This window comes from Variovorax sp. ISS6 (genome assembly GCF_056523145.1).
Genome location: NZ_JAWRZC010000001.1, coordinates 6,902,937 through 6,923,676, shown reverse-complemented (window position 1 = coordinate 6,923,676; position 20,740 = coordinate 6,902,937). Strand labels below are relative to the sequence as shown.

The 20,740-nt window shown below is 70.3% G+C and carries 20 protein-coding genes; 17 read left to right on the top strand and 3 right to left on the bottom strand.

Translation table 11 applies throughout. The annotated features are described in order from the left end of the window. The coding region (locus AC1HIL_RS32000; RefSeq protein ID WP_479672790.1) for a response regulator at positions 1 to 746 on the top strand (746 nt) is incomplete at its 5' end. 69 nt (positions 747 to 815) lie between these two features. Here the strand turns inward: AC1HIL_RS32000 and AC1HIL_RS31995 are convergent. Further along, a complete protein-coding gene (locus AC1HIL_RS31995; protein WP_479670862.1) occupies positions 816 to 2,318 on the bottom strand; it encodes a cryptochrome/photolyase family protein in 1,503 nt (500 codons plus the stop codon). Here AC1HIL_RS31995 and AC1HIL_RS31990 point away from each other — a divergent pair, their 5' ends adjacent. From AC1HIL_RS31990 to AC1HIL_RS31965, 6 genes are read left to right on the top strand one after another with little or no spacing between them, the layout of a single operon-like run. Continuing rightward, a complete protein-coding gene (locus AC1HIL_RS31990; protein WP_057590823.1) occupies positions 2,319 to 2,918 on the top strand; it encodes a YqgE/AlgH family protein in 600 nt (199 codons plus the stop codon). 11 nt (positions 2,919 to 2,929) lie between these two features. After that, on the top strand, positions 2,930 to 3,364 hold the full coding sequence (gene ruvX, locus AC1HIL_RS31985) for a Holliday junction resolvase RuvX (RefSeq protein ID WP_479672456.1): 435 nt from the start codon (positions 2,930 to 2,932) through the stop codon (positions 3,362 to 3,364). After that, positions 3,361 to 3,867 carry a bifunctional pyr operon transcriptional regulator/uracil phosphoribosyltransferase PyrR gene (gene pyrR / locus AC1HIL_RS31980; RefSeq protein ID WP_057590824.1) on the top strand — a complete coding sequence of 169 codons (507 nt, stop codon included), beginning with the start codon at positions 3,361 to 3,363 and terminating at the stop codon, positions 3,865 to 3,867. The genes ruvX and pyrR overlap by 4 nt, the downstream gene beginning before the upstream one ends. A gap of 3 nt (positions 3,868 to 3,870) precedes the next feature. After that, positions 3,871 to 4,833 (top strand): aspartate carbamoyltransferase catalytic subunit, encoded by a 963-nt coding sequence (locus AC1HIL_RS31975; protein ID WP_057590825.1) that lies wholly within the window; start codon positions 3,871 to 3,873, stop codon positions 4,831 to 4,833. Continuing rightward, complete coding sequence (locus tag AC1HIL_RS31970; RefSeq protein ID WP_479670861.1) at positions 4,830 to 6,113, top strand: dihydroorotase; 1,284 nt, start codon at positions 4,830 to 4,832, stop codon at positions 6,111 to 6,113. Before AC1HIL_RS31975 ends, AC1HIL_RS31970 begins: the two co-directional genes overlap by 4 nt. A 50-nt stretch (positions 6,114 to 6,163) precedes the next feature. Beyond that, a complete protein-coding gene (locus AC1HIL_RS31965; protein ID WP_057590827.1) occupies positions 6,164 to 6,910 on the top strand; it encodes a lysophospholipid acyltransferase family protein in 747 nt (248 codons plus the stop codon). 12 nt (positions 6,911 to 6,922) lie between these two features. Here the strand turns inward: AC1HIL_RS31965 and AC1HIL_RS31960 are convergent, their stop codons facing one another. Both AC1HIL_RS31960 and AC1HIL_RS31955 read right to left on the bottom strand, forming a co-directional pair. Next, positions 6,923 to 7,873, bottom strand: a complete 951-nt coding sequence (locus tag AC1HIL_RS31960; RefSeq protein WP_479670860.1) for a universal stress protein — start codon at positions 7,871 to 7,873, stop codon at positions 6,923 to 6,925. A 573-nt stretch (positions 7,874 to 8,446) separates the two neighbouring features. After that, positions 8,447 to 9,253: an IclR family transcriptional regulator gene (locus AC1HIL_RS31955; protein WP_057590830.1), complete on the bottom strand. Its 807-nt coding sequence runs from the start codon at positions 9,251 to 9,253 to the stop codon at positions 8,447 to 8,449. Positions 9,254 to 9,438: 185 nt separating this feature from the next. Here AC1HIL_RS31955 and AC1HIL_RS31950 point away from each other — a divergent pair, with 185 nt between their 5' ends. From AC1HIL_RS31950 to AC1HIL_RS31905, 10 genes are all read left to right on the top strand, one after another. After that, the gene (locus AC1HIL_RS31950) at positions 9,439 to 11,199 is read left to right on the top strand and encodes an FAD-dependent oxidoreductase (RefSeq protein ID WP_479670859.1); all 1,761 of its coding nucleotides are present in this window, start codon (positions 9,439 to 9,441) and stop codon (positions 11,197 to 11,199) included. A 47-nt stretch (positions 11,200 to 11,246) separates the two neighbouring features. Further along, entirely contained in the window at positions 11,247 to 12,023 is a 777-nt protein-coding gene (locus AC1HIL_RS31945) for an SDR family NAD(P)-dependent oxidoreductase (RefSeq protein WP_057590832.1), read from the top strand. A gap of 52 nt (positions 12,024 to 12,075) precedes the next feature. Then, positions 12,076 to 13,275 (top strand): ABC transporter substrate-binding protein, encoded by a 1,200-nt coding sequence (locus AC1HIL_RS31940; protein ID WP_261211496.1) that lies wholly within the window; start codon positions 12,076 to 12,078, stop codon positions 13,273 to 13,275. 69 nt (positions 13,276 to 13,344) lie between these two features. Next, positions 13,345 to 14,268, top strand: a complete 924-nt coding sequence (locus AC1HIL_RS31935; RefSeq protein ID WP_057590834.1) for a branched-chain amino acid ABC transporter permease — start codon at positions 13,345 to 13,347, stop codon at positions 14,266 to 14,268. Beyond that, positions 14,265 to 16,064 carry a branched-chain amino acid ABC transporter ATP-binding protein/permease gene (locus AC1HIL_RS31930; RefSeq protein WP_479670858.1) on the top strand — a complete coding sequence of 600 codons (1,800 nt, stop codon included), beginning with the start codon at positions 14,265 to 14,267 and terminating at the stop codon, positions 16,062 to 16,064. Before AC1HIL_RS31935 ends, AC1HIL_RS31930 begins: the two co-directional genes overlap by 4 nt. A gap of 20 nt (positions 16,065 to 16,084) precedes the next feature. Next, positions 16,085 to 16,795: an ABC transporter ATP-binding protein gene (locus AC1HIL_RS31925; RefSeq protein WP_261211493.1), complete on the top strand. Its 711-nt coding sequence runs from the start codon at positions 16,085 to 16,087 to the stop codon at positions 16,793 to 16,795. A gap of 32 nt (positions 16,796 to 16,827) precedes the next feature. Continuing rightward, entirely contained in the window at positions 16,828 to 17,805 is a 978-nt protein-coding gene (locus AC1HIL_RS31920) for an MBL fold metallo-hydrolase (protein ID WP_203202902.1), read from the top strand. A 1-nt stretch (position 17,806) separates the two neighbouring features. Then, positions 17,807 to 18,727 (top strand): DMT family transporter, encoded by a 921-nt coding sequence (locus AC1HIL_RS31915; RefSeq protein WP_479670857.1) that lies wholly within the window; start codon positions 17,807 to 17,809, stop codon positions 18,725 to 18,727. A gap of 7 nt (positions 18,728 to 18,734) precedes the next feature. Further along, positions 18,735 to 19,919, top strand: a complete 1,185-nt coding sequence (locus AC1HIL_RS31910; protein WP_057590838.1) for an NADH:flavin oxidoreductase/NADH oxidase — start codon at positions 18,735 to 18,737, stop codon at positions 19,917 to 19,919. Then, positions 19,916 to 20,620, top strand: coding sequence for an EthD domain-containing protein (locus AC1HIL_RS31905; RefSeq protein ID WP_479670856.1), 705 nt, complete (start codon positions 19,916 to 19,918; stop codon positions 20,618 to 20,620). Before AC1HIL_RS31910 ends, AC1HIL_RS31905 begins: the two co-directional genes overlap by 4 nt. Positions 20,621 to 20,740: the final 120 nt, after the last annotated feature.

The window sequence follows — 20,740 nt, the reverse complement described above, 5'->3', positions numbered from 1 at the left end:
AGGCCTCGCCGCGCAGCGAGCACATCGCGGGCCGCACCAACACCCTCGTGATCGTGCGCAGCGCGGCGCAGCGCGTGGCGCTGCACGTCGACGAAGTGCTGGGCAACCAGGAAGTGGTGGTCAAGAACCTCGGGCCGCAGCTCGCGCGTCTGCCGGGCCTGGCGGGCATCTCGGTGCTGGCCTCGGGCGCGGTGGCGCTGATCTACAACCCGGTCGCCCTGGCCGCGGTGCATGGCGAACAGGCGCGCGCGCGCCAGGCCGCCGCGCTGGCGCAGCCGGCAGTCGCGGCCCCGGTCGCCGAAGCGCGCGGCCCGCACGGCCAGGACCCGGCCGCCGCGCTGGCGCCGGTGGTGCCGCAGATCCCGCTGGTGCTGGTGGTCGACGACTCCATCACCGTGCGCCGCGTCACGCAGCGCCTGCTGCAGCGCGAAGGCTACCGGGTCTCGCTCGCGGCCGACGGCCTGCAGGCGCTCGAGCGGCTGCAGCAGGAGCGCCCGGCGGTCGTGCTGTCCGACATCGAGATGCCGCGCATGGACGGCTTCGACCTCGCGCGCAACATCCGCGGCGACGCGGCGCTGGCCGAGCTGCCGATCATCATGATCACCTCGCGCATCGCCGAGAAGCACCGCGACTATGCGCGCGACCTCGGCGTGAACCACTACCTCGGCAAGCCCTACTCCGAAGAAGAGCTGCTGCGGCTGGTGCGGGCCTACACCAGCGACACGGCGACGCTCGCGGCCGCCTGAGGCGCGCGCCCCACGAAAAAAGCCCGGACGGCGAGGAGCCTCCGGGCTTTCCCCTTGGGGCTGCCGGCGCTACTTCTTCGCCAGCGCCTTGCTGCGCGCCACCGCGTAGCGCTGCAGCGTGCGCTCGCGCGCCTCGGCATGGTCGACCACCGGCACCGGGTAGTTGTCTCCGAGCTTTACGCCCGCGGCTTCCAGCTCCACCGGCGTCGCGGTCCACGGCGCATGGATCGCGCCGTTCGACAGCCCCGCGAGCTGCGGCAGGTAGCGCCGGATGAACTTGCCGTCGGGGTCGAAGCGCTCGCTCTGCGTCACCGGGTTGAAGATGCGGAAGTAGGGCTGCGCGTCGCAGCCGCTCGAGCTGGCCCATTGCCAGCCGCCGTTGTTCGAGGCCAGCTCGAAGTCGTTGAGGTGCAGCGCGAAGTAGGCCTCGCCGCGGCGCCAGTCGAGTCCCAGGTCCTTGCACAGGAAGCTCGCCACCACCATGCGCAGCCGGTTGTGCATGTAGCCGCTCTGGTTGATCTGCAGCATGGCCGCGTCGACCAGCGGATAGCCGGTGCGGCCCTGGCACCAGGCCTCGAACAGCTGGTCGGCATGCTTGCCGTGGTGCCACTGGATCCGGTCGTACTCGGGGCGGAAGCTCTTCGACTCGCCCTTCTCGTGCACGTGCGGGAAGTGGGCCAGGATCTGGAAGTAGAAGTCGCGCCAGACCAGCTCGCTGAGCCAGGTCGCGGCGCCCGCGTCGCCTTGCAGCGAGAGCTGGCGCGCCACGCCCGCCACCTGCCGGATCGACACCGTGCCGAAGCGCAGGTGCACGCCCAGGTAGCTGGGCCCGCGCACCGCCGGATAGTTGCGCGCCGCCTCGTAGCGGTCGATGCGCTCGAAGAAGTCCTCGAACAGGATCGCCGCGCCGCGCGTGCCGGTCGGTATTTCGAGCGTGCCGAGGTTGCTCTTGGCGAAGCCCAGCGCCTCGAGCGAGGGCACGGGCGCGCGCCAGCCCTCGGGCGGCGGCGCCAGGGCGTCGGCATGGCCGCGGCTCGGGTAGGACTTGAGGAAGAAGTCGTCGACCTTGGCCAGCCAGGCCCGCTTGTAGGGCGTGAAGACCGTGTAGGGCTGGCCGGTCTTGGTCATCAGCTCGTCGCGCTCGAAGATCGTCGAGTCCTTGTGGGTGTGGAAGCTCACGCCCGCGTTGGCCAGCGCGCCGAACACGCCGGCGTCGCGCGCCAGCGCCTCGGGCTCGTCGTCGCGGTTGGCGAACACCGCCTGCACCTCGAGCGCGCGCGCCAGCGCCGGAATCTCCTCGGCCGCCGCCGCATGCCGCACGATCAGCCCGCCGCCGAGCGCGCGCAGTTCCTCGTCGAGCTCCAGCAGCGATTCGCGGATGAACTCCACCCGCCGGTCGACCCGCGGCAGGGGGTCGAGGATCGTGCTGTCGAACACGAACACGCAGACCACCTGGCGGCAGCTTCGCAGGGCGTGGTAGAGGGCCGCGTTGTCGTCCACGCGCAGGTCGCGGCGGAACCACATGAGCCCTTTGGGGTAGGTCTTGTCGACGGCCAGTAAAATCGGAGGCATATGGCTTCCGATTCTGCCCCGATGAACCTGACGCATCACTTTTTGATAGCGATGCCGGGCCTGGAAGACAAGACCTTCAACCGCAGCGTCGTCTACCTGTGCGAGCACAGCGAGCGCGGCGCCCTGGGCCTGGTCATCAACAAACCCAGCGACATCAACCTCAAGGTGCTGTTCGAGAAGATCGAGCTGCACCTCGCGCGCCCCGAGATCGGCGAGGCCCCGGTGTTCCAGGGCGGCCCGATGCAGACCGAGCGCGGCTTCGTGCTGCACGAACCGGTCTTCACCGAGTCCGAGAAACCCGAGGAATCGGTCTACGCCTCGACCATGACCATCCCCGGCGGCCTCGAGATGACCACCTCGAAGGACGTGCTCGAGGCCCTGGCCACCGGCGCCGGCCCGCGCAAGGTGCTGGTCTCGCTGGGCTACGCGGCCTGGGGCGAGGGCCAGCTCGAGTCCGAACTGGCCGAGAACAGCTGGCTCACGGTCGGCGCCGACCCGGCCGTGATCTTCGACACCCCGATCGACCAGCGCTACGACAAGGCGCTGCTGCTGCTGGGCCTGGAGGCCTGGAAGCTCTCGCCCGACGCGGGGCATGCGTGAACGCCACGGCCATGCCCGACGCGCCAGCTTCCAGCCCCGCTCCCCCTCCCGTTCCCGCCCATTTCCAGAGCTTCCTGGCCTTCGATTTCGGCCAGAAGCGCACCGGCGTGGCGAGCGGCAACCGGCTGCTGCGCGGCGCCACGCCGCAGGCCACCATCAAGGCCGAGGGCGCCGATGCCCGCTTCGCCCAGGTCGAGGCGCGCATCCGCGAGTGGCAGCCCGACGCGCTGGTGGTGGGCGTGCCCTTCCATCCCGACGGCGCCGCGCACGAGAACACCCGGCGCGCGCAGAAGTTCGCGCGCCAGCTGCGCGGCCGTTTCAACCTGCAGGTGTTCGAGGTCGACGAGCGCTACAGCACCACCGAGGCGCTCTCCCAGGGCGCGCGCGATGCCGATGCCGCCTCGGCCTGCATCATCCTGGAGCAATTCTTGAGGAGTCTTCCGTGAGTTCCACCCCCGCCATTCCCGACGCCGAGGCGCTCTACACGCAACTGCTGGCCGGCGTCCGCGCGCTGCTGCGCCCCGACACCCGGCTGGTGGGCGTCACCTCGGGCGGCGCCTGGCTGGTCGAGCGGCTGCAGAAGGACCTGGGCCTGGCCGGCGCGCCCGGCGTGATCTCCTCGGCCATGCACCGCGACGACTTCGCGCGCCGCGGCCTCTCGGCCAGCGCGCAGACCGCGCTGCCCTTCGACGTCAACGGCGCCGACGTGCTGCTGCTCGACGACGTGCTCTACACCGGCCGCACCATCCGCGCCGTGCTCAACGAGCTGTTCGACTTCGGCCGCCCGGGCTGCGTGCGCCTGGCCGTGCTGGTCGACCGCGGCGGGCGCGAGCTGCCGGTGGCGGCCGACTTCGCCGCCACCACGCTCGCGCTGCCCCATTCGCAGTCGCTGGCGCTGGCGCGTGCCGACGACGGCGCCTTCAGCCTCCAGGTCGAGGAAAGCAAGTAAGCCATGCTCTACAAGCGCAATCCCCAGCTCAACAAGAACGGCGAGCTCATCCACCTGCTGTCGATCGAGGGCCTGCCCAGGGACATCCTCACCCACATCCTCGACACCGCCGCCAACTTCACGAGCGTGAGCGACCGCGAGGTGAAGAAGGTGCCGCTCCTGCGCGGCAAGAGCGTGTTCAACCTGTTCTTCGAGAACAGCACGCGCACCCGCACCACCTTCGAGATCGCGGCCAAGCGGCTGTCGGCCGACGTCATCAACCTCGACATCGCGCGCTCCTCGGCGAGCAAGGGCGAGTCGCTGCTCGACACCATCGCCAACCTCAGCGCGATGGCGGCCGACCTGTTCGTGGTGCGCCACAGCGAGTCGGGCGCGCCCTACCTGATCGCGCAGCACGTCGCGCCGCACGTGCACGTGGTGAATGCCGGCGACGGCCGCCACGCGCACCCGACGCAGGGGCTGCTCGACATGTACACCATCCGCCACTACAAGAAGGACTTCGCCAACCTCACGGTGGCGATCGTCGGCGACGTGCTGCATTCGCGCGTGGCGCGCTCCGACATCCACGCGCTCACCACGCTGGGCTGCGCCGAGGTGCGCGTGGTCGGCCCCAAGACCCTGGTGCCCGGCGACATGGCCGGCATGGGCGTGCGCGTGTGCCACACACTCGAGGAAGGCATCAAGGACTGCGACGTGGTCATCATGCTGCGGCTGCAGAACGAGCGCATGAGCGGCGCGCTGCTGCCCTCGTCGCAGGAGTTCTTCAAGACCTACGGCCTCACGCCCGAGAAGCTGCAACTCGCGAAGCCTGACGCCATCGTGATGCACCCGGGCCCGATCAACCGCGGCGTCGAGATCGACTCGGCCGTGGTCGACGGCCGCCAGAGCGTCATCCTCCCGCAGGTCACCTTCGGCATCGCCGTGCGGATGGCCGTGATGAGCATCGTCGCAGGTAACGAAGCATGAACATACTGATCTCCAACGGCCGCGTGGTCGACCCCGTCTCGGGCACCGACAAGCAGGCCGACATCGCCATCGCCGACGGCCGCATCGTCGGCATCGGCGCCATTCCCGCGGGCTACACCGCCGAGCGCACCATCGACGCCGCGGGCTGCATCGTCGCGCCCGGCCTGGTCGACCTCGCCGCGCGGCTGCGCGAGCCCGGCTACGAGCACGAAGGCATGCTCGGCAGCGAGATGGCCGCGGCCGTGGCCGGCGGCGTCACCAGCCTGGTGTGCCCGCCCGACACCGACCCCGTGCTCGACGAGCCCGGCCTGGTCGAGATGCTGACCTTCCGCGCCGGCAAGCTGCCGGGCGCGCGCCTGTTCCCGCTCGGCGCGCTCACGCGCGGCCTGGCCGGCGGCGTGCTGACCGAGATGGCCGAGCTCACCGAGCGCGGCTGCGTGGGCTTCAGCCAGGCCGACGTGCCGCTGGCCGACACCCAGGTGCTGCAGCGCGCGATGCTCTATGCGAGCACCTTCGGCTACACCGTGTGGCTGCGCCCGCAGGACCGCGACCTCGGCAAGGGCGTGGCCGCCAGCGGCGCGCTCGCCACCCGGCTCGGCCTCTCGGGCGTGCCGGTGGCGGCCGAGACCATCGCCATCTTCACCATCGTCGAGCTGATGCGCAGCACGAAGGCGCGCGTGCACCTGTGCCGCCTCTCGAGCGCCGCCGGGCTCGCGCTGGTGCGCGCCGCCAAGGCCGAGGGCCTGCCGCTGAGCTGCGACGTCAGCATCAATTCGCTGCACCTGGCCGACACCGACATCGGCTACTTCGACAGCCGCGCGCGCCTGAGCCCGCCGCTGCGCCAGCAGGGCGACCGCGACGCGCTCTCGGCCGCGCTGGCCGACGGCACCATCGATGCGCTGGTGTCCGACCACACGCCGGTCGAGGCCGATGCCAAGAACCTGCCGTTCGCCGAGAGCGAGCCCGGCGCCACCGGCCTCGAGCTGCTGCTGCCGCTGGCGCTGCAATGGGGCGAGCGCAGCGGCGCGGGCCTCGCGCGCGCGCTCGAGGCGATCACGAGCGCGCCCGCGCGGCTGCTGCCCGCGACCGAAGCCTGCGCCGGCATCGGCCGCATCGCCGTCGGCGGTCCGGCCGACCTGTGCATCTTCGATCCGTCCCTCGAATGGCAGGTCACGCCCGAGGCGCTGCGCAGCCAGGGCAAGTACACGCCCTTCGGCGGCTACGCCATGCAGGGCCGCGTGCGCCACACCCTCGTGGCCGGGCGCGTGGTGCACGGCTGAGCCGCCTCACGGCGCGCGACGACAACAACAGGAAGAAGGCGGTCGGGCCGATGCTGCATTCACTCAAGGCACTGCGCCGGCTGCTGCATGCGATCGCGCATGCGGTCGCCGGCTGGTGGACCATCCGCTTCACTTTCCCGAGCCTGTCGCAAGCCGAGCGCAACGCGCGCGTGCAGGCCTGGGCCGCGCGCATGCTCGAGATCATGGGCATCACCCTGCGCGTGCAGGGCACGCCGCCCGCGCACGGGCCGGTGCTGCTGATCTGCAACCACCTCTCGTGGCTCGACATCACGGTGATCCACGCGGCGCGCCACGTGCGCTTCGTGTCGAAATCCGACGTCAAGCACTGGCCGCTGATCGGCACGCTGTCGAGCGGCGCCGGCACGCTCTACATCGAGCGCGAACGCCGCCGCGACGCGCTGCGCGTGGTGCACCACATGACCGACGCGCTGCGCAACGGCGACATGATCGCGGTGTTCCCCGAGGGCACCACCAGCGACGGCCGCGGCCTGCTGCCGTTCCACGCCAACCTGCTGCAGGCCGCGATCTCCTCGGGCGCGCCCGTGGTGCCGGCCGCGCTGCGCTTCGCCGATGCCGCCACCGGCGAGACCAGCCAGGCGCCGCGCTACATCGACGACGACAACCTCGCCACCTCGCTGTGGAACACGCTGCGCGCGCCGCCGCTCCTGGCCATCGTGCGCTTCGGCGAGCCGCAGTCCTCGTACAGCCGCGAGCGCCGCACCTGGGCGCAGACGCTGCACGAGGACGTGCAGCAGCTGCGTCGCGACACGCACTGAGCGGGTCTTCCGTCAGCGGGCCTCGCGCAGCTTGCGCGAAACCACGACCGGCGGGGCGTCCTCGCGCCGCTCGCCGGGCACCACCAGCACGTCGGCCGTGGCCCAGCACAGCACGCGCTGCGCGATGCTGCCGAGGAGGAAATCGGCCAGCGCATGGGCGCGGCGCTTGCCGACCACGAGCAGCTCGGCGCGCGCGTGCTGCTGCTGCACCGTGGCCTGCCGCGCCGGGTCGCCGCGGCCGAGGGTCGACAGCACGCGGTTGCGCCGCGCGCTCGACGAATCGGTCAGCGAGAGCAGCCGTTCGCGCGCCTGCCGCTGGCAGTCGTGGCGGTAGGTCCGGATGGCGTGGTCCGAGACCTCGGCATAGCGCAGCCTGCTTTCGTGCAGCGTGTTGAGCGCATGGAACAGCTCCAGCGAAGCGTCGGCGTCGAGGCCATGGGCCAGGCTCACGAGCGCGCGCGACGCGGGCGTGAAGTCCACCGCCACCAGGATGCGGCCATAGCGCTGCCGCGTGGCCAGCCGCGTCACCAGCACCGGGCAGCGCAGCTGCCGCAGCAGGCGCTCCACGGGCTGGCCCGCGAAGAAGGCGCCGGGCGAGCGGTCGCGCCAGTGCCGCAGCACCACGAGGTCGGCGTGGCGCGCCTCGTCCACGATCTGTGCGAGGCCGCCGCCCGCCGCCGCCACCTGCTTGACCAGCACGCCGAAGCGCGCGCCCATGGCCCGGGCCAGGCCCGCGAGCGCGGTGGCCGCCTCGGCATGCGCGACCGGCGCGAGGTTCGCGGGCGCGTACATGAGCTTGAGCAGCGCGCCATGGTCGGCCGCGAGCCGGGCGGCGCGTTCGACCGCGTGCAGGCTGCGTGCCGACAGATCGGTGACGGCGAGGATGGATTGGAAGAAAGGCGTGCCGGATGCGGTATCGCCGCCGGGACGCACGTGCTCCCGCTGAGCCTGGGGTTGATGCATGACGCACTCCATTCGAAGCGCCCCCTCGATGTGATGGGGGCGCAGTCACGCTGAGCGAGGGCCCGGCGGTCGATGGGTTGCGTTGAAGGTGAAGAGAAAGAGGTGGACCGCCGGGCTCAGGAATGTGCGAGCGTTTGCGGGGTCGCTGCCGTCATCCATGCGCACGCCGGGGTGCAGCAGCCGATACGGGGCGGCGCGGCGTGGAGCGACGGGTGAGCATGCATGCGGCGGAGTCTAGGCCGAATGCGAGCAAAGCCCGTTCAGTACCCGCACGGCCCTTGCCGGATTGAAGGGTGCATCCTCATCAAAAAAAAGCGCGCCCCGAGGGACGCGCATCGGTGCGCGAGGCACCGGAGGAGTAGAGGAAGAGCAAACGGAAAAGGCGAGCGCGCGTCAGAGGATCCCGAAGATCTTGAGGCCGATGATCACGGTGATCGGCACGCCGCAGGCCCAGAGGATGAGGCTTTTCATGAAGGTTCTCCTGTGTAGTGAATGGCTTGCAGATTCACACGCGGCGAGGGCCGCGCATTGCAAGAGAACCGATGCACCGCGCGTGGGCAGGTGCCTACAGCCTCAGCCGCGGGAGACGCTGCTCTCGGCCGGCACGTAGCCGAGCCGGCGCGAGATCTCGAGCGCGCAGGCGCGCAGCGGCACCGCCACGCGGCCTTCCCAGTCGCTGTCGAAGGTGGCCTCGGGGCCCATCGCGGTGATGCCCAGCACGATGTTGTGCGTGGAGTCGAACACCGGCGCGCAGAAGGCGTCGATGCCCGGGATCGGCTGGCCCAAGGTGCGCGACATGCCGTGCATGCGCGTCTCCACCAGCAGCGCCTCGAGCTGCGACTGCGACAGCTCCTCGGTGCCGCGGCCGCCGGCCGGGCCGCGCAGGCGCGCGAGGTCGTCCACCATCATCTTCTCGACCACCTTGGGCGGCAGGTAGGCCGCGAACAGCCGGCCGGTGGCCGTGTAGGCCAGCGACATCACGGTGCCGGTGCGCAGGTTCACGTGCAGCGGATGGATCGGTTCCTCGAGCCGCACCACGGTCGGCCCGAAGTTGCCCCAGACCGCGACCGCGATGCTCTGCTCGGTTTCCGAGGCCAGCGCCTCGATCAGCGGCGAGGCCTCCTTGATCGGGTCGAGCCGCTGCAGCTTGGCCAGCCCGAGCTGCAGCGCCAGCGGACCCAGCTCGTAGCGGCCCGCGCTGTCCTGCACCACGAAGCCGACCTTGAGAAAGCTCACGAGGTACGGATGGGCCTTGCCCACCGGCACGCCGGCGGCCTTGCCGAGGTCGCGCAAGGCCATGGGCGCGACATGCCGCCCGAGGGCGACGAGCAACTGGGTTCCTATTTCGACGGATTGGATGCCACGTCTCGGCTTTTCCATGGGGCGCCCGGCGTGGGGGTTGAGAGTGGGGGCGAGTATAGCCATCAGGGTTTCTACTGATATTGTCGTGATCAATCGACGATGACTGATCATCTGATAGTAACTAAACGACTTGACCATATCAACATCGCTGCCTACACTCCGCCGCAACTTAAGTCCTACAGAAACAAGGCAGACAGGCAGAGATGGAACAGAACACGTTGGAATGCGATGTGCTCGTCGTCGGCAGCGGCGCCTCGGGCATGGCGACCGCGATCACCGCGGCGTCGCAGGGTTTGAAGGTGCTGGTGGTCGAGAAGGAGCCGCGCTTCGGCGGCACCACCGCGCGCTCGGGCGGCTGGCTGTGGATCCCGGGCACGCGCCTGGCCACGGAGCAGGGCATCCACGAGCCGGCGGGCGCCGCGCTCGAGTACATGAAGCACGAGACCACCACCCACTTCGACGCGGCGCGCGTGAGCGCCTTCCTCGAGATGGGCCCGAAGGCGATCGACTTCTTCACGCGCAACACCTGCGTGCAGTTCGACATGCCGGCGGTGTTTCCCGACTACCACGCCGAAGCGCCCGGCGGCCAGCAGGGCGGCCGCTCGATGGTCACGCGGCCGTTCGATGGCCGCGAACTCGGCAAGCGCGTGAAGCTGCTGGCGCCGCCGCTGCCCGAGCTCACCGTGTTCGGGATGATGTTGGGCTCGGGCCCCGAGATCAAACACTTCATGCGGGCCTTCAAGTCGCCGACCTCGTTCTGGTACGTGACCAAGCGGCTGACCCGCCACTTCCTCGACGTGCTGGGCCACGGGCGCGGCATGACGCTGACCAACGGCAACGCACTGGCCGGCCGCCTGGCCAAGGCCGCGATGGACCTGGACATTCCCGTGTGGCTGTCGTCGCCCGTGAAGAAACTCGTGGTCGAGTACGACGGCGTTTCCGGCGCGGTGGTGCAGCACGAAGGCAAGAGCATGCGCGTGGTGGCCAAGCGCGGCGTGGTGCTGGCCTGCGGTGGTTTTCCTTATGACGTGGAGCGCCGCAAGCAACTGTTTCCGCATGCGCCCACCGGCAAGGAGCACTACTCGCCATCGCCTTCCACCAACACCGGCGACGGCCTGCGCCTGGCCGAAGCCGTGGGCGGCCGCGTCGACGGCACCATTCCGCACGCGGCGGCCTGGGTGCCCGCATCGGTCACCACGCGCCCCGACGGCACCAAGGGCGTGATGCCCCACTTCATCGACCGCGCCAAGCCCGGCGTGATCGCGGTCACGCCCAAGGGCCGGCGCTTCGCCAACGAAGGCAACTCGTACCACGACTTCGTGCAGGCCATGGTCAAGGCCTGCGCCGGCGAGCCCGAGGTCACGGCCTGGCTGCTGTGCGACCACAAGGCCTTGCGCGACTACGGCCTGGGCTGCGTGGCACCGGCGCCATTGCCGATCGGCCGCCACCTGAAGAGCGGCTACCTCAAGCAGGGCGCGAGCGTCGGCGAGCTCGCGAAGCAGATCGGCATCGCGCCCGAGGTGCTCGAGGCCACGGTGAAGGAATTCAACGACGGCGCGCGCACCGGCGACGACCCGCTGTTCGGCAAGGGCAGCAAGGCCTACAACCGCTATCAGGGCGACGCCAACGTCACGCCCAATCCCTGCGTGGCGCCGCTGGAGCACGGCCCCTACTACGCGATCAAGCTGGTGATCGGCGACATCGGCACCTTCGCCGGCCTGGTGGTCGACGAGAAGACCCGCGTGCTCGACGCCAACCGCCAGCCGATCAAGGGCCTCTACGCGGTCGGCAACGACGCGGCCAGCGTGATGGGCGGCAACTACCCGGGCGCCGGCATCACGCTCGGCCCGGCACTGACCTTCGGCTACGTCGCGGGCCTGCAGGTGGCGCAGGGCGCCACGGCGGCCGCCACCACGCTGCAGGTGGAGCAACGCGAAGCAGTGCCCGTGCGCCGCACCGCCTGAGTCCTCTTCCCTTCAACCACCCCCATTCATCAGAAGGAACCTTCCCGATGGCCTTTCCTCCCCACGTCGCGCCGCGCCTGCTCGAAGGCCGCCTCGCGCTGATCACCGGCGCCGGCCAGGGCAACGGCCGCGCGCTCGCGCTGGGCCTGGCGCAGGCCGGCGCGCGCGTCGTCGTCACCGACATGAACGAGGCCACCGTGGCCGAGACCGCGCAACTGGTGCGCGACGAAGGCGGCCAGGCCTGGTCCTTCGTGCTCGACGTGACCTCGCCCGAGGCCTGCCATGCACTCGCGGTGCGCGTGGGCGAGGAGATCGGCGCCATCGACCTGCTGGTGAACAACGCCGGCATCATCATCCGCGAAGGCACCGCCAGCCCGAACGCCGCGGCCAACTGGAAGAAGACGCTCGACGTCAACGTGCACGGCACCTTCAACGTCACCCACGCCTGGCTCGGCGCGATCAAGGCCACGAAGGGCGCGGTGATCAACATCGCCTCCATCGCCGCCTACGCGGGGCAGGGCGCGAGCCTCGGCTACTCGCCCTCCAAGGGCGCGATCAAGATGTTCACCCAGTCGCTCGCGCAGGAGCTCGCGCCCTTCGGCGTGCGCGTCAACGCGCTCGCGCCCGGCGTGATCGAGACGCCGATGACCGCCGCCACGCGCGAGAACCCGCAGCGCCTCGAGTCCTTCATGACGCGCATCCCGATGGGCCGCGTCGGCCAGACCGAGGACCTCGTGGGCCCGGTGATCTTCCTCGCGAGCGACATGTCGCGCTACGTCACCGGCATCACCCTGCCGGTGGACGGCGGCTTCCTCGCGGTCTGAGCCCGCCTTCGCTTTTCGCTTTCCCGACCGTCAATCCTCCAGGAGACAAAGAATGAAGACCTTCCGTCTGTACAAGACCCTGCTCGCGAGCGCCGCCTTCTGCGCCTTCGCCGCCGGCGCCTCGGCGCAGGACATCAAGCTCGGCTACAACGGCGACCTCTCGGCCTCGCCCTCGGCGCAGAGCGGCCAGGCCGCGGTGCTCGGCATGGAGGCCGCGATCGCCGACCTCAACGCCGCCGGCGGCGTGCTCGGCCGCAAGTTCACGCTGGTCACGCGCGACGACGTGTCGGCGCCGCCCAAGTCGATCCAGAACATGAGCGACCTGATCGACAACGAGAAGGTGGTGGCGGTGTTCGGCCCGACCAACTCGGGCAACGCCATGGCGTGGAAGCACATCGCCAACCAGAAGAAGATCCCGGTGCTGGGCAACGTGGGCTCGGGCACCGACATCACCAAGCCGATGAGCGCGGGCGCCGACAACTACATGTTCCGCGTCTCGATGGTCGACCGCGAGCAGGTCGCCGCGCTGATGGCCTACGTGAAGAAGAACACCGCCGCCTCGAAGGTGGTGGGCCTGATGGCCGAGACCACCGGCTACGGCCAGGGCGGCCTCAAGGACATGGAGGAGATCGCCAAGCTGCAGGACATCAGGATCGCGGCCACCGAGCGCTTCGGCGTCGGCGACACCGACATGACCTCGCAGCTGTCGAAGATGAAGGCCGCCAACGTCGACACCGTGGTGGTGTGGGCGCAGGGCACGCCGATCGCGCAGCTGGTGCGCAGCATGGAGAAGATCAACTACTTCCCGCTGACGCTGACCTCCTGGGCCGCCGACAACATCACCTTCTACGACGCGGCCGGCAAGGCGCTGGCCGAGAAGCCGATCTTCATGCGCACCGTGAGCGAGACCCGCACGCCCGCGCAGCAGAAGCTCTTCGACCGCATCGGCAGCAAGCTCAAGGCGCCGGGTTCGTTCTCGTTCGCGCTGCACGGCTACGACTCGGTGCTGCTGCTCGCGCAGGCGATGAAGCAGGCCAACGGCACCGACGGCGCCGCCGTGCGCGCCGCGCTGGAAGACCTCAAGACCCCGGTGCAGGGCGTGCTCAAGACCTACGAGAAGCCCTTCAGCAAGACCAACCACGAGGCGCTGACCGCCAAGGACCTGGTCTGGATCCGCTGGAAGGACGGCAAGCTGCTGCCCTACAGCGACGCGCTGATCCAGGGCCTGAAGCCGGCCGACTTCAAGCAGTAAGAGCAAAAAGGAAGCGAGGCCGGCGCGCCCGCGCGGCGCCCGGCCTCGCCTCGCAACGGAGATACACACATGGTTGAAGCGCTCCTGCAGGCGCTCATCAGCGGGCTCGCCGTCGGCGGTGCCTATGCGCTGGTGGCACTGGGATTCAGCATCACGTTCACGACCACCAAGACGCTGAACTTCTCGCACGGCGAGTTCGTCTCGGCCGGCGCCTTCATCGGCATGAGCGCCCTGTTCCTGGTCCTGGGCAAGCCGCTGGCCTCCACCACCTTCGGCGACGCCGTGCCCGGCGCCGGCGCGCAGCTGTTCGCGCTGCTGGCGGCGCTCGGCGTGATGGGCCTTTTGGGCTGGCTGCTCTACGTGCTCGGCGTGCGCCCGTTCGCGGGCCGCCCCGGCATGGCCTGGGTGATGAGCACGCTGGGTTTCGGCGTGATCCTGCAGAGCGTGGGGCTCGCGATCTGGGGCCCGAAGCCGGTGGTGGTGCCCGCGCCCGTGGGCGACACCGTGATCCGCATGTTCGGCGTCGGCGTGCGGCCGCAGGAGCTGCTGACCCTGGGCGTGGCCGTGGTCGTGATGTTCGGCTTCGACCGCGTGATGAACCGCACCATGGTCGGCAAGGCCATGCGCGCGGTGGCGCAGAACGGCAACGTGGCGAGCCTCATGGGCATCAACACCAACGCCATGATGATCGGCGCCTTCGTCGTCAGCTCGGCGCTGGCGGGCCTGTCGGGCTTCCTGCTCGCGCCGATCGCGCAGGCCTCGCTGTTCATGGGGCTCACGGTCGGCCTCAAGGGCTTTTCGGGCGCGATGATCGGCGGCCTCAGCAATCCGCGCGGCTGCGTCATCGGCGGCTTCCTGCTCGGCGTGCTCGAGTCGATGGTCAATCTCTGGCAGGCGCAGTGGCGCGAGGTGGCGGTGTTCGCGCTCGTGATCCTGGTGCTGGCCTTCCGGCCCACGGGCCTGTTCGGCAGCCGCGCGGTGGAGAAGGTATGAAGCGCCTGGTCCATCCCCTGGCCGTGGTGGCGGTCGCCGCGGCGCTGATCGGCATCGTCTCGCTGCTCGGCAACGACTACTACCTGCGCATCGCCTTCATGATGTGCGTCTACTACCTGTGCGCGGCCGGCATGAACGTGCTGGTGGGCTACGCGGGACAGAAATCGCTGGGCCAGGCCGGCCTGTTCGCGGCCGGCGCCTACGGCGTCGCGCTGCTGACCTCGCGCACCGACATGGACCCCTGGCTCGCGCTGCTGCTCGCGGCCGTGATCTCGGGCCTGTGCGGCGTGCTGATCGCGCTGCCCTCGCTGCGCGTGAAGGGCCCCTACCTCGCGATGGTCACGCTGGCCTTCGGCATCGTGGTCGAGAAGCTGGTCGGCGAATGGACCGACGTGTTCGGCGGCGCGCAGGGCATCTACGGCATCCGCCCGCTGACCTGGAACGGCGCGCCGCTCGACACCACGCAGTGGGTGGTGCTGGGCATCGTGCTGAGCGCCGCGCTGCACCTGCTGCTGCGCAACCTGCTGCAGGGCCGCTTCGGCCGCGCGCTGCTGTCGCTGCAGGCCGACGAGATCGCCTCCTCGTCGGTGGGCGTGCGCGTCTACCGCGCCAAGGTCATGGCCTTCGTGGTCGCGGCCGTCACCTGCGGCATCGCGGGCGCGCTGGTGGCGCAGCAGAACCAGTACATCAACTCCGACTTCATCACCTTCCACCTGTCGATCTTCATCCTGCTGCTGGTGCTGTTCGGCGGCGCGGGCTCGATGTACGGGCCGATCGTGGGCGCGGTGCTGCTCACGCTGACCGACGCGCTGCTCGCGCGCTGGCCCTCGGCGCAGCATTTCCTCTACGGCTTCCTGCTGCTGTTCGCGCTCTACGTGATGCCCGGCGGCGTGGTGGGGCTGGTCGACAAGTGGGTCAGCCGCTCGCGCCACCGCGGCGAGGGCGCCGGCGGCCAGGGCGTGCCGGGGCAGATCGGCCCGGGCGGCGAGGGCGAGCTGCTGGTGGTGCAGGGCGTGACCAAGTCCTACGGCGGCGTGAAGCCCGCGCAGGACGTGTCGTTCAGCCTGCAGCGCGGCCACATCCATGCGCTGATCGGGCCCAACGGCGCGGGCAAGAGCACCATGATCAACATGCTCACCGGCGTGATCCAGCCCGATGCCGGCGCGATCCGCTTCCTCGGCGAGAACATCGTGGGCCGGGCGGCGCACGCGATCTGCTGCCTCGGCATGGGCCGCACCTTCCAGAACCTGCGGCTGTTCGCCGACCTCTCGGTGCTCGACAACGTGATGCTGGGCCGGCACAGCCGCATGAGCAACGGCTTCCTGTCCTCGCTCGTGGCCTGGCCCACGGCCGGCAAGCAGGAGCGCGAGACGCGCGAGCGCGCGCTGCAGCTGCTCGACCTGGTCGGCCTCGGCCACCTCGCGCACTGGCCCGCGGGCAGCCTGCCCTACGGCCTGCAGCGGCGCGTGGAGCTGGCGCGCGCGCTGGCCACCGAGCCGCAATTGCTGCTGCTCGACGAACCGGCCGCCGGCCTCAATCCGCAGGAGACCGCCGAGCTCGGCGAGCTGCTGCTGCGCATCGGCAAGTGCGGCGTCTCGATCCTGATGGTCGAGCACCACATGGACCTGGTGATGTCGATCTCGGACCACGTCATCGTGCTCGACTACGGCATCAAGATCGCCGAGGGCCGGCCGGCCGAGGTGCAGGCCAATCCGCGCGTGGTCGAGGCCTACCTGGGCGTCGACGACGACGAGGCCGACGCCGCGCCGCACGGCCTGCAGCCCCAGCCCGCCTGAGCGAAAGGACCCCCACCATCATGTTGAAGATCGAATCGGTGAAGGTCTCCTACGGCGCCATCGAGGCCGTCAAGGGCGTGAGCCTCGAAGTGCGCGCGGGCGAGGTCGTCACCATCATCGGCGCCAACGGCGCCGGCAAGAGCACCCTGCTCAAGAGCATCGTCGGCCTCGAGCCCGTGGCCCAGGGCCGCGTGCTGATCGACGGCAAGGACTGCACGCAGGTGCCGCCGCACCAGCGCGTGGGCCTGGGCGTGGCGCTGTCGCCCGAGGGCCGCGGCGTGTTCCCCGACCAGACCGTGCGCGAGAACCTGATGCTCGGCGCCTACTCGCGCCGCGCCGACAAGGCCTTCGTCGAGCGCGGCATCGAGCGCGAGTTCGCGCGCTTCCCGCGCCTGAAGGAACGCCAGCACCAGCCCTCGGGCACCCTGTCGGGCGGCGAGCAGCAGATGCTCGCGATCGCGCGCGCGCTCATGAGCGAGCCGCGGCTGCTGCTGCTCGACGAGCCCTCGCTGGGCCTCGCGCCGCTGATCATCCGGGACATCTTCGATGCCATCCGCCAGCTGCGCAGCTCGGGCCTCACCATCCTGCTGGTGGAGCAGATGGCCAAGCAGGCGCTCGGCGTGGCCGACCGCGCCTACGTGCTCGAGACCGGCTGCATCACGCTCGAAGGCTCCGGCCGCGAGCTGCTCGACAACCCCAAGGTGAAGTCGGCCTACCTCGGCACGCACTGACCCCAACGTCCAACCCTTCCCAAGGAAAACCAATGACCGCACCCGCCACCAAGAAATTCGCCAGCCAGGCCGACCTCGAGGAGAAGAAGGTCTCGTTCACGCGCCTGTCGGAGAACGCCTATGCCTACACGGCCGAGGGCGACCCGAACACCGGCATCTTCATCGGCGACGAGGCCGTGATGGTGGTCGACACCCAGGCCACGCCCGCGATGGCGCAGGACGTGATCCGCCGCATCCGCGAGGTCACACCGCTGCCGATCAAGTACGTGCTGCTGTCGCACTACCACGCGGTGCGCGTGCTCGGCGCCTCGGCCTATTTCAAGGAAGGCGCCGAGCAGATCATCGCCAGCCGCGACACCTACGACCTCATCGTCGAGCGCGGCGAGCAGGACAAGGCCAGCGAGATCGGCCGCTTCCCGCGCCTGTTCCGCAACGTCGAGTCGGTGCCGCCGGGCCTGACCTGGCCCACCATGACCTTCGACGGCACCATGAGCGTGTGGCTCGGCAAGAAGCTCGAGGTGAAGATCGCCCAGGTCGGCCGCGGCCACACCAAGGGCGACACCATCGCCTACCTGGAAGACCAGAAGATCTGCTTCGCGGGCGACCTGGTCGAATACCAGAGCACCGCCTACGCGGGCGACTGCTACTTCCGCGACTGGCCCACCACGCTCGACCGCCTGGCCGGCTTCGGCTTCGAGAAGCTGGTGCCGGGCCGCGGCGCCGCGCTCGAGAACGCCACCGACGTGCGCAAGGCCATCGCCTCCACGCGCGCCTTCATCTCCGACGTCTACACGCTGGTCAACAACGGCGTGGCGCAAGGCAAGACGCTCAACGTGATCTACAAGGAGACCGTGGCCGCGCTGCGCCCGACCTATGGCCACTGGGTGATCTTCGACCACTGCATGCCCTTCGACGTGACGCGTGCCTACGACGAGGCCACCGGCCACGTGCATCCGCGCATCTGGACCGCGGAGCGCGACATCGAGATGTGGAACGCGCTGGAAAGCTGAGGTGAACCGCAGCGCGGCCGCGCCGGTCGCCACGCCGGCCTCGGTGCAGGGCTGGATGCTGCTGGCCATGGTGCTGTGGGGCGTCAACGTCTCGGCCGTGAAGGCGCTCACCGCCTCCTTCGAGGCGCTGCCGCTGGCGGCGCTGCGCATGGCGGTGGCCTGCGTCGCGCTCAGCGCCGTCGTGCTGTGGCGGCGCGGCGGGCTGCCGCTGCTCGGGGCGCGCCAGCTGGCCGCGATGGCCGGCTGCGCCTTCCTCATGGTGTACGCCAACCAGATCCTGTTCGCGCACGGGCTGCAGCGCTCCACCGCCACCAACGGCGCGCTGATCATGGCGCTGAGCCCGCTGGTGTCGGCGCTGATGGCCGCGCTGGTGTTCCGCGAGCCGCTCACGCCGCGCCGCCTGCTCGGCGTGGCGCTGGGCTTCGCGGGCGTGGCGGCCGTGGTGCTGAGCCATCCGGGCGCCACGCTCTCGCATGCCGGCCTCGGCGACCTGATGCTCGCGCTGTCGGTCATCAGCTTCGCGGTCGGCGGCGTCGGCGTGCAGCGGCTCGCGCGGCAGCTCGATCCGCTGTCGATGAGCTGGGTCATCTACCTGATCGGCACCGCGATGCTGATCGTGCATGCCGCGCTCGGGCCTTCGCCGCTGGGCGCGGCCCAGCTCTTTCCGGGTGCGTGGCCGTGGGTGCTGGTGCTGTTCTCGGGCGTGGCCGCCACCGCGGCCGGCAACCTGATCTGGAACCGCTCCATCTCCGTCATCGGCATTGCGCGCACCGCCGTGTTCCTCTACTGGGTGCCGGTGTTCGGCGTCGGCTTCGCGGCGCTGCTGCTGGGCGAGACGCTGACCGTCTGGCACCTGTTCGGCTTCGCCGCCGTGATGGGCGGCACCTGGCTCGGCACGCGGCCGGCCAGGTCCTCTTCCTGATTCATCCATGTCCGATCCTCTTCCCCTGCTGTTCCAGCCGCTGCGCCTGCGCGGGCTCGAGCTTTCCAACCGCGTCGTCATCTCGCCCATGTGCCAGCACGCGGCCGAGCGCGGCCATGCCACGCCCTGGCACCTGGTGCACCTGGGCAAGTTCGCGCTCGGCGGCGCCGGGCTGATCCTCACCGAGAGCACCGCGGTCGATCCGCGCGGGCGCATCGGCACCGCCGACCTCGGCCTGTGGAAGGACAGCCAGGTCGCGCCGCTGAAGGCCGTGGTCGATTTCGTGCACGCGCAGGGCGGCGCCATCGGCGTGCAGCTCGCGCACGCGGGCCGCAAGTCGGGCAGCGAGCCGCTGTGGGAAGGCGGCGCGGCATTGAGCGCGCAGACCATGGCGGCCGACGAGGAGCCCTGGGAGCGCCTGGGCCCGAGCGCGCTCGCGGCCGGCCCGGGCTGGTCGGCGCCGCGCGCGCTCGGCCTCGACGAGATCGAGGCCGTGGTGCAGCGCTTCGTCGATGCCGCGCGGCGCGCCGACGAAGCGGGCTTCGACGTGGTCGAGCTGCATTTCGGCCATGGCTACCTGGTCGCGAGCTTCCTCTCGCCCAATGCCAACCGGCGCGACGATGCCTATGGCGGCAGCCGCGACAAGCGCATGGCGCTCGCGCTCGAGATCGCGCGCCGCGTGCGCGCCGCCTGGCCCGAGCACAAGCCGCTGTTCTGCCGGCTCTCGGCGGTCGACGGCACGCTCGACGGCTGGAGTCTCGACGACTCGGTGGTGCTGTCGCGCGCGCTCGGTGACTGCGGCGTCGACGTCATCGACTGCTCCTCGGGCGGCCTCACCGAGGAGACGCGGGCCCTGCCCGTGCCGCGCGGCCTGGGCTTCCAGGTGCCGTTCTCGGCACGCATCCGGCGCGAGGCCGGCGTGGTCACGCAGGCCGTCGGCATGATCGTCGACGCGCGCCAGGCCGAGGCCGTGCTCGCCGCCGGCGATGCCGACCTGGTCGCGCTGGGCCGCGAGGCACTGTTCGATCCCTACTGGGCCCACCACGCCGCCGCCGAGCTCGGCGTCGATCCCGCCTACCGCCGCTGGCCCGTGCGCCACGGCGTGTGGCTCGCCAAGCGCGCGCCGGGCCTCGCGCGGGCGCGCGCCGAGGCGGCCGCCGCATCCAACGACAAGGAGACCTCCACACCATGACCGACGCCACCATCCCCCTGCGCATGGGCCTGATCCGCAAGAAGCCCGACTGGACCGACGAAGCCTTCCGCAGCCACTGGCGCCACAGCCATGGCCCGCTGGTGGCGACGCTGCCCGGGCTGCGAAGCTACCGCCAGAACCTCGTGACCGACCGGCTGCAGCGCGGCATCGATTTCGCGCGCGGCCCGTGGGACTTCGACGGCTTCTCGCAACTCGGTTTCGATGCCGCGGCGCAGGCGAATGCCGCCTTCACCGACGGCGAGCTCGCCGCGCGCATCCGCGAGGACGAGCGGCACTTCCTCGGCGGGCTGCACATCGTGGGCGTGGCGCAGAGCACCGTCATCGCGCCGCCGGCCGGACCGCACCGCCTGCTCAAGCGCATCTCCACGCTGCGCCGCCGCACCGACCTCTCGGAGGACGATTTCCGCCGCGAGTGGAAGGTGCATGCCGACCATGTGCGCCAAATGCCCGGCGTGGGCGGCTACCGCCAGAACGTCGTGACCGCGCGCGAGTTCGACAAGGGCACGCCCTGCGGCTACGAGACGCTGCCGATCGACGGCATCGTCGAGCTGTGGTTCGAGAACACGGACACCTTGAACGCCGCCTTCGGCTCGGCGCAGGGGCAGCGCACGATGGCGCATGCGAAGAGCTTCCTGGCGGAGATCACGGCCTTCGTCGTGGAGGAATACACGGTGGCCTGAGTTCGTCGCGCCCGGGTCCTCCTTCCGATGGAGGGGCCATGACTTTAGGCACTGGTTCCCTCGACGGGCCTTCGTTAACTTCGCGCGCTCTGGCGAAAGCCGGGATCGCTTGTTAACGAA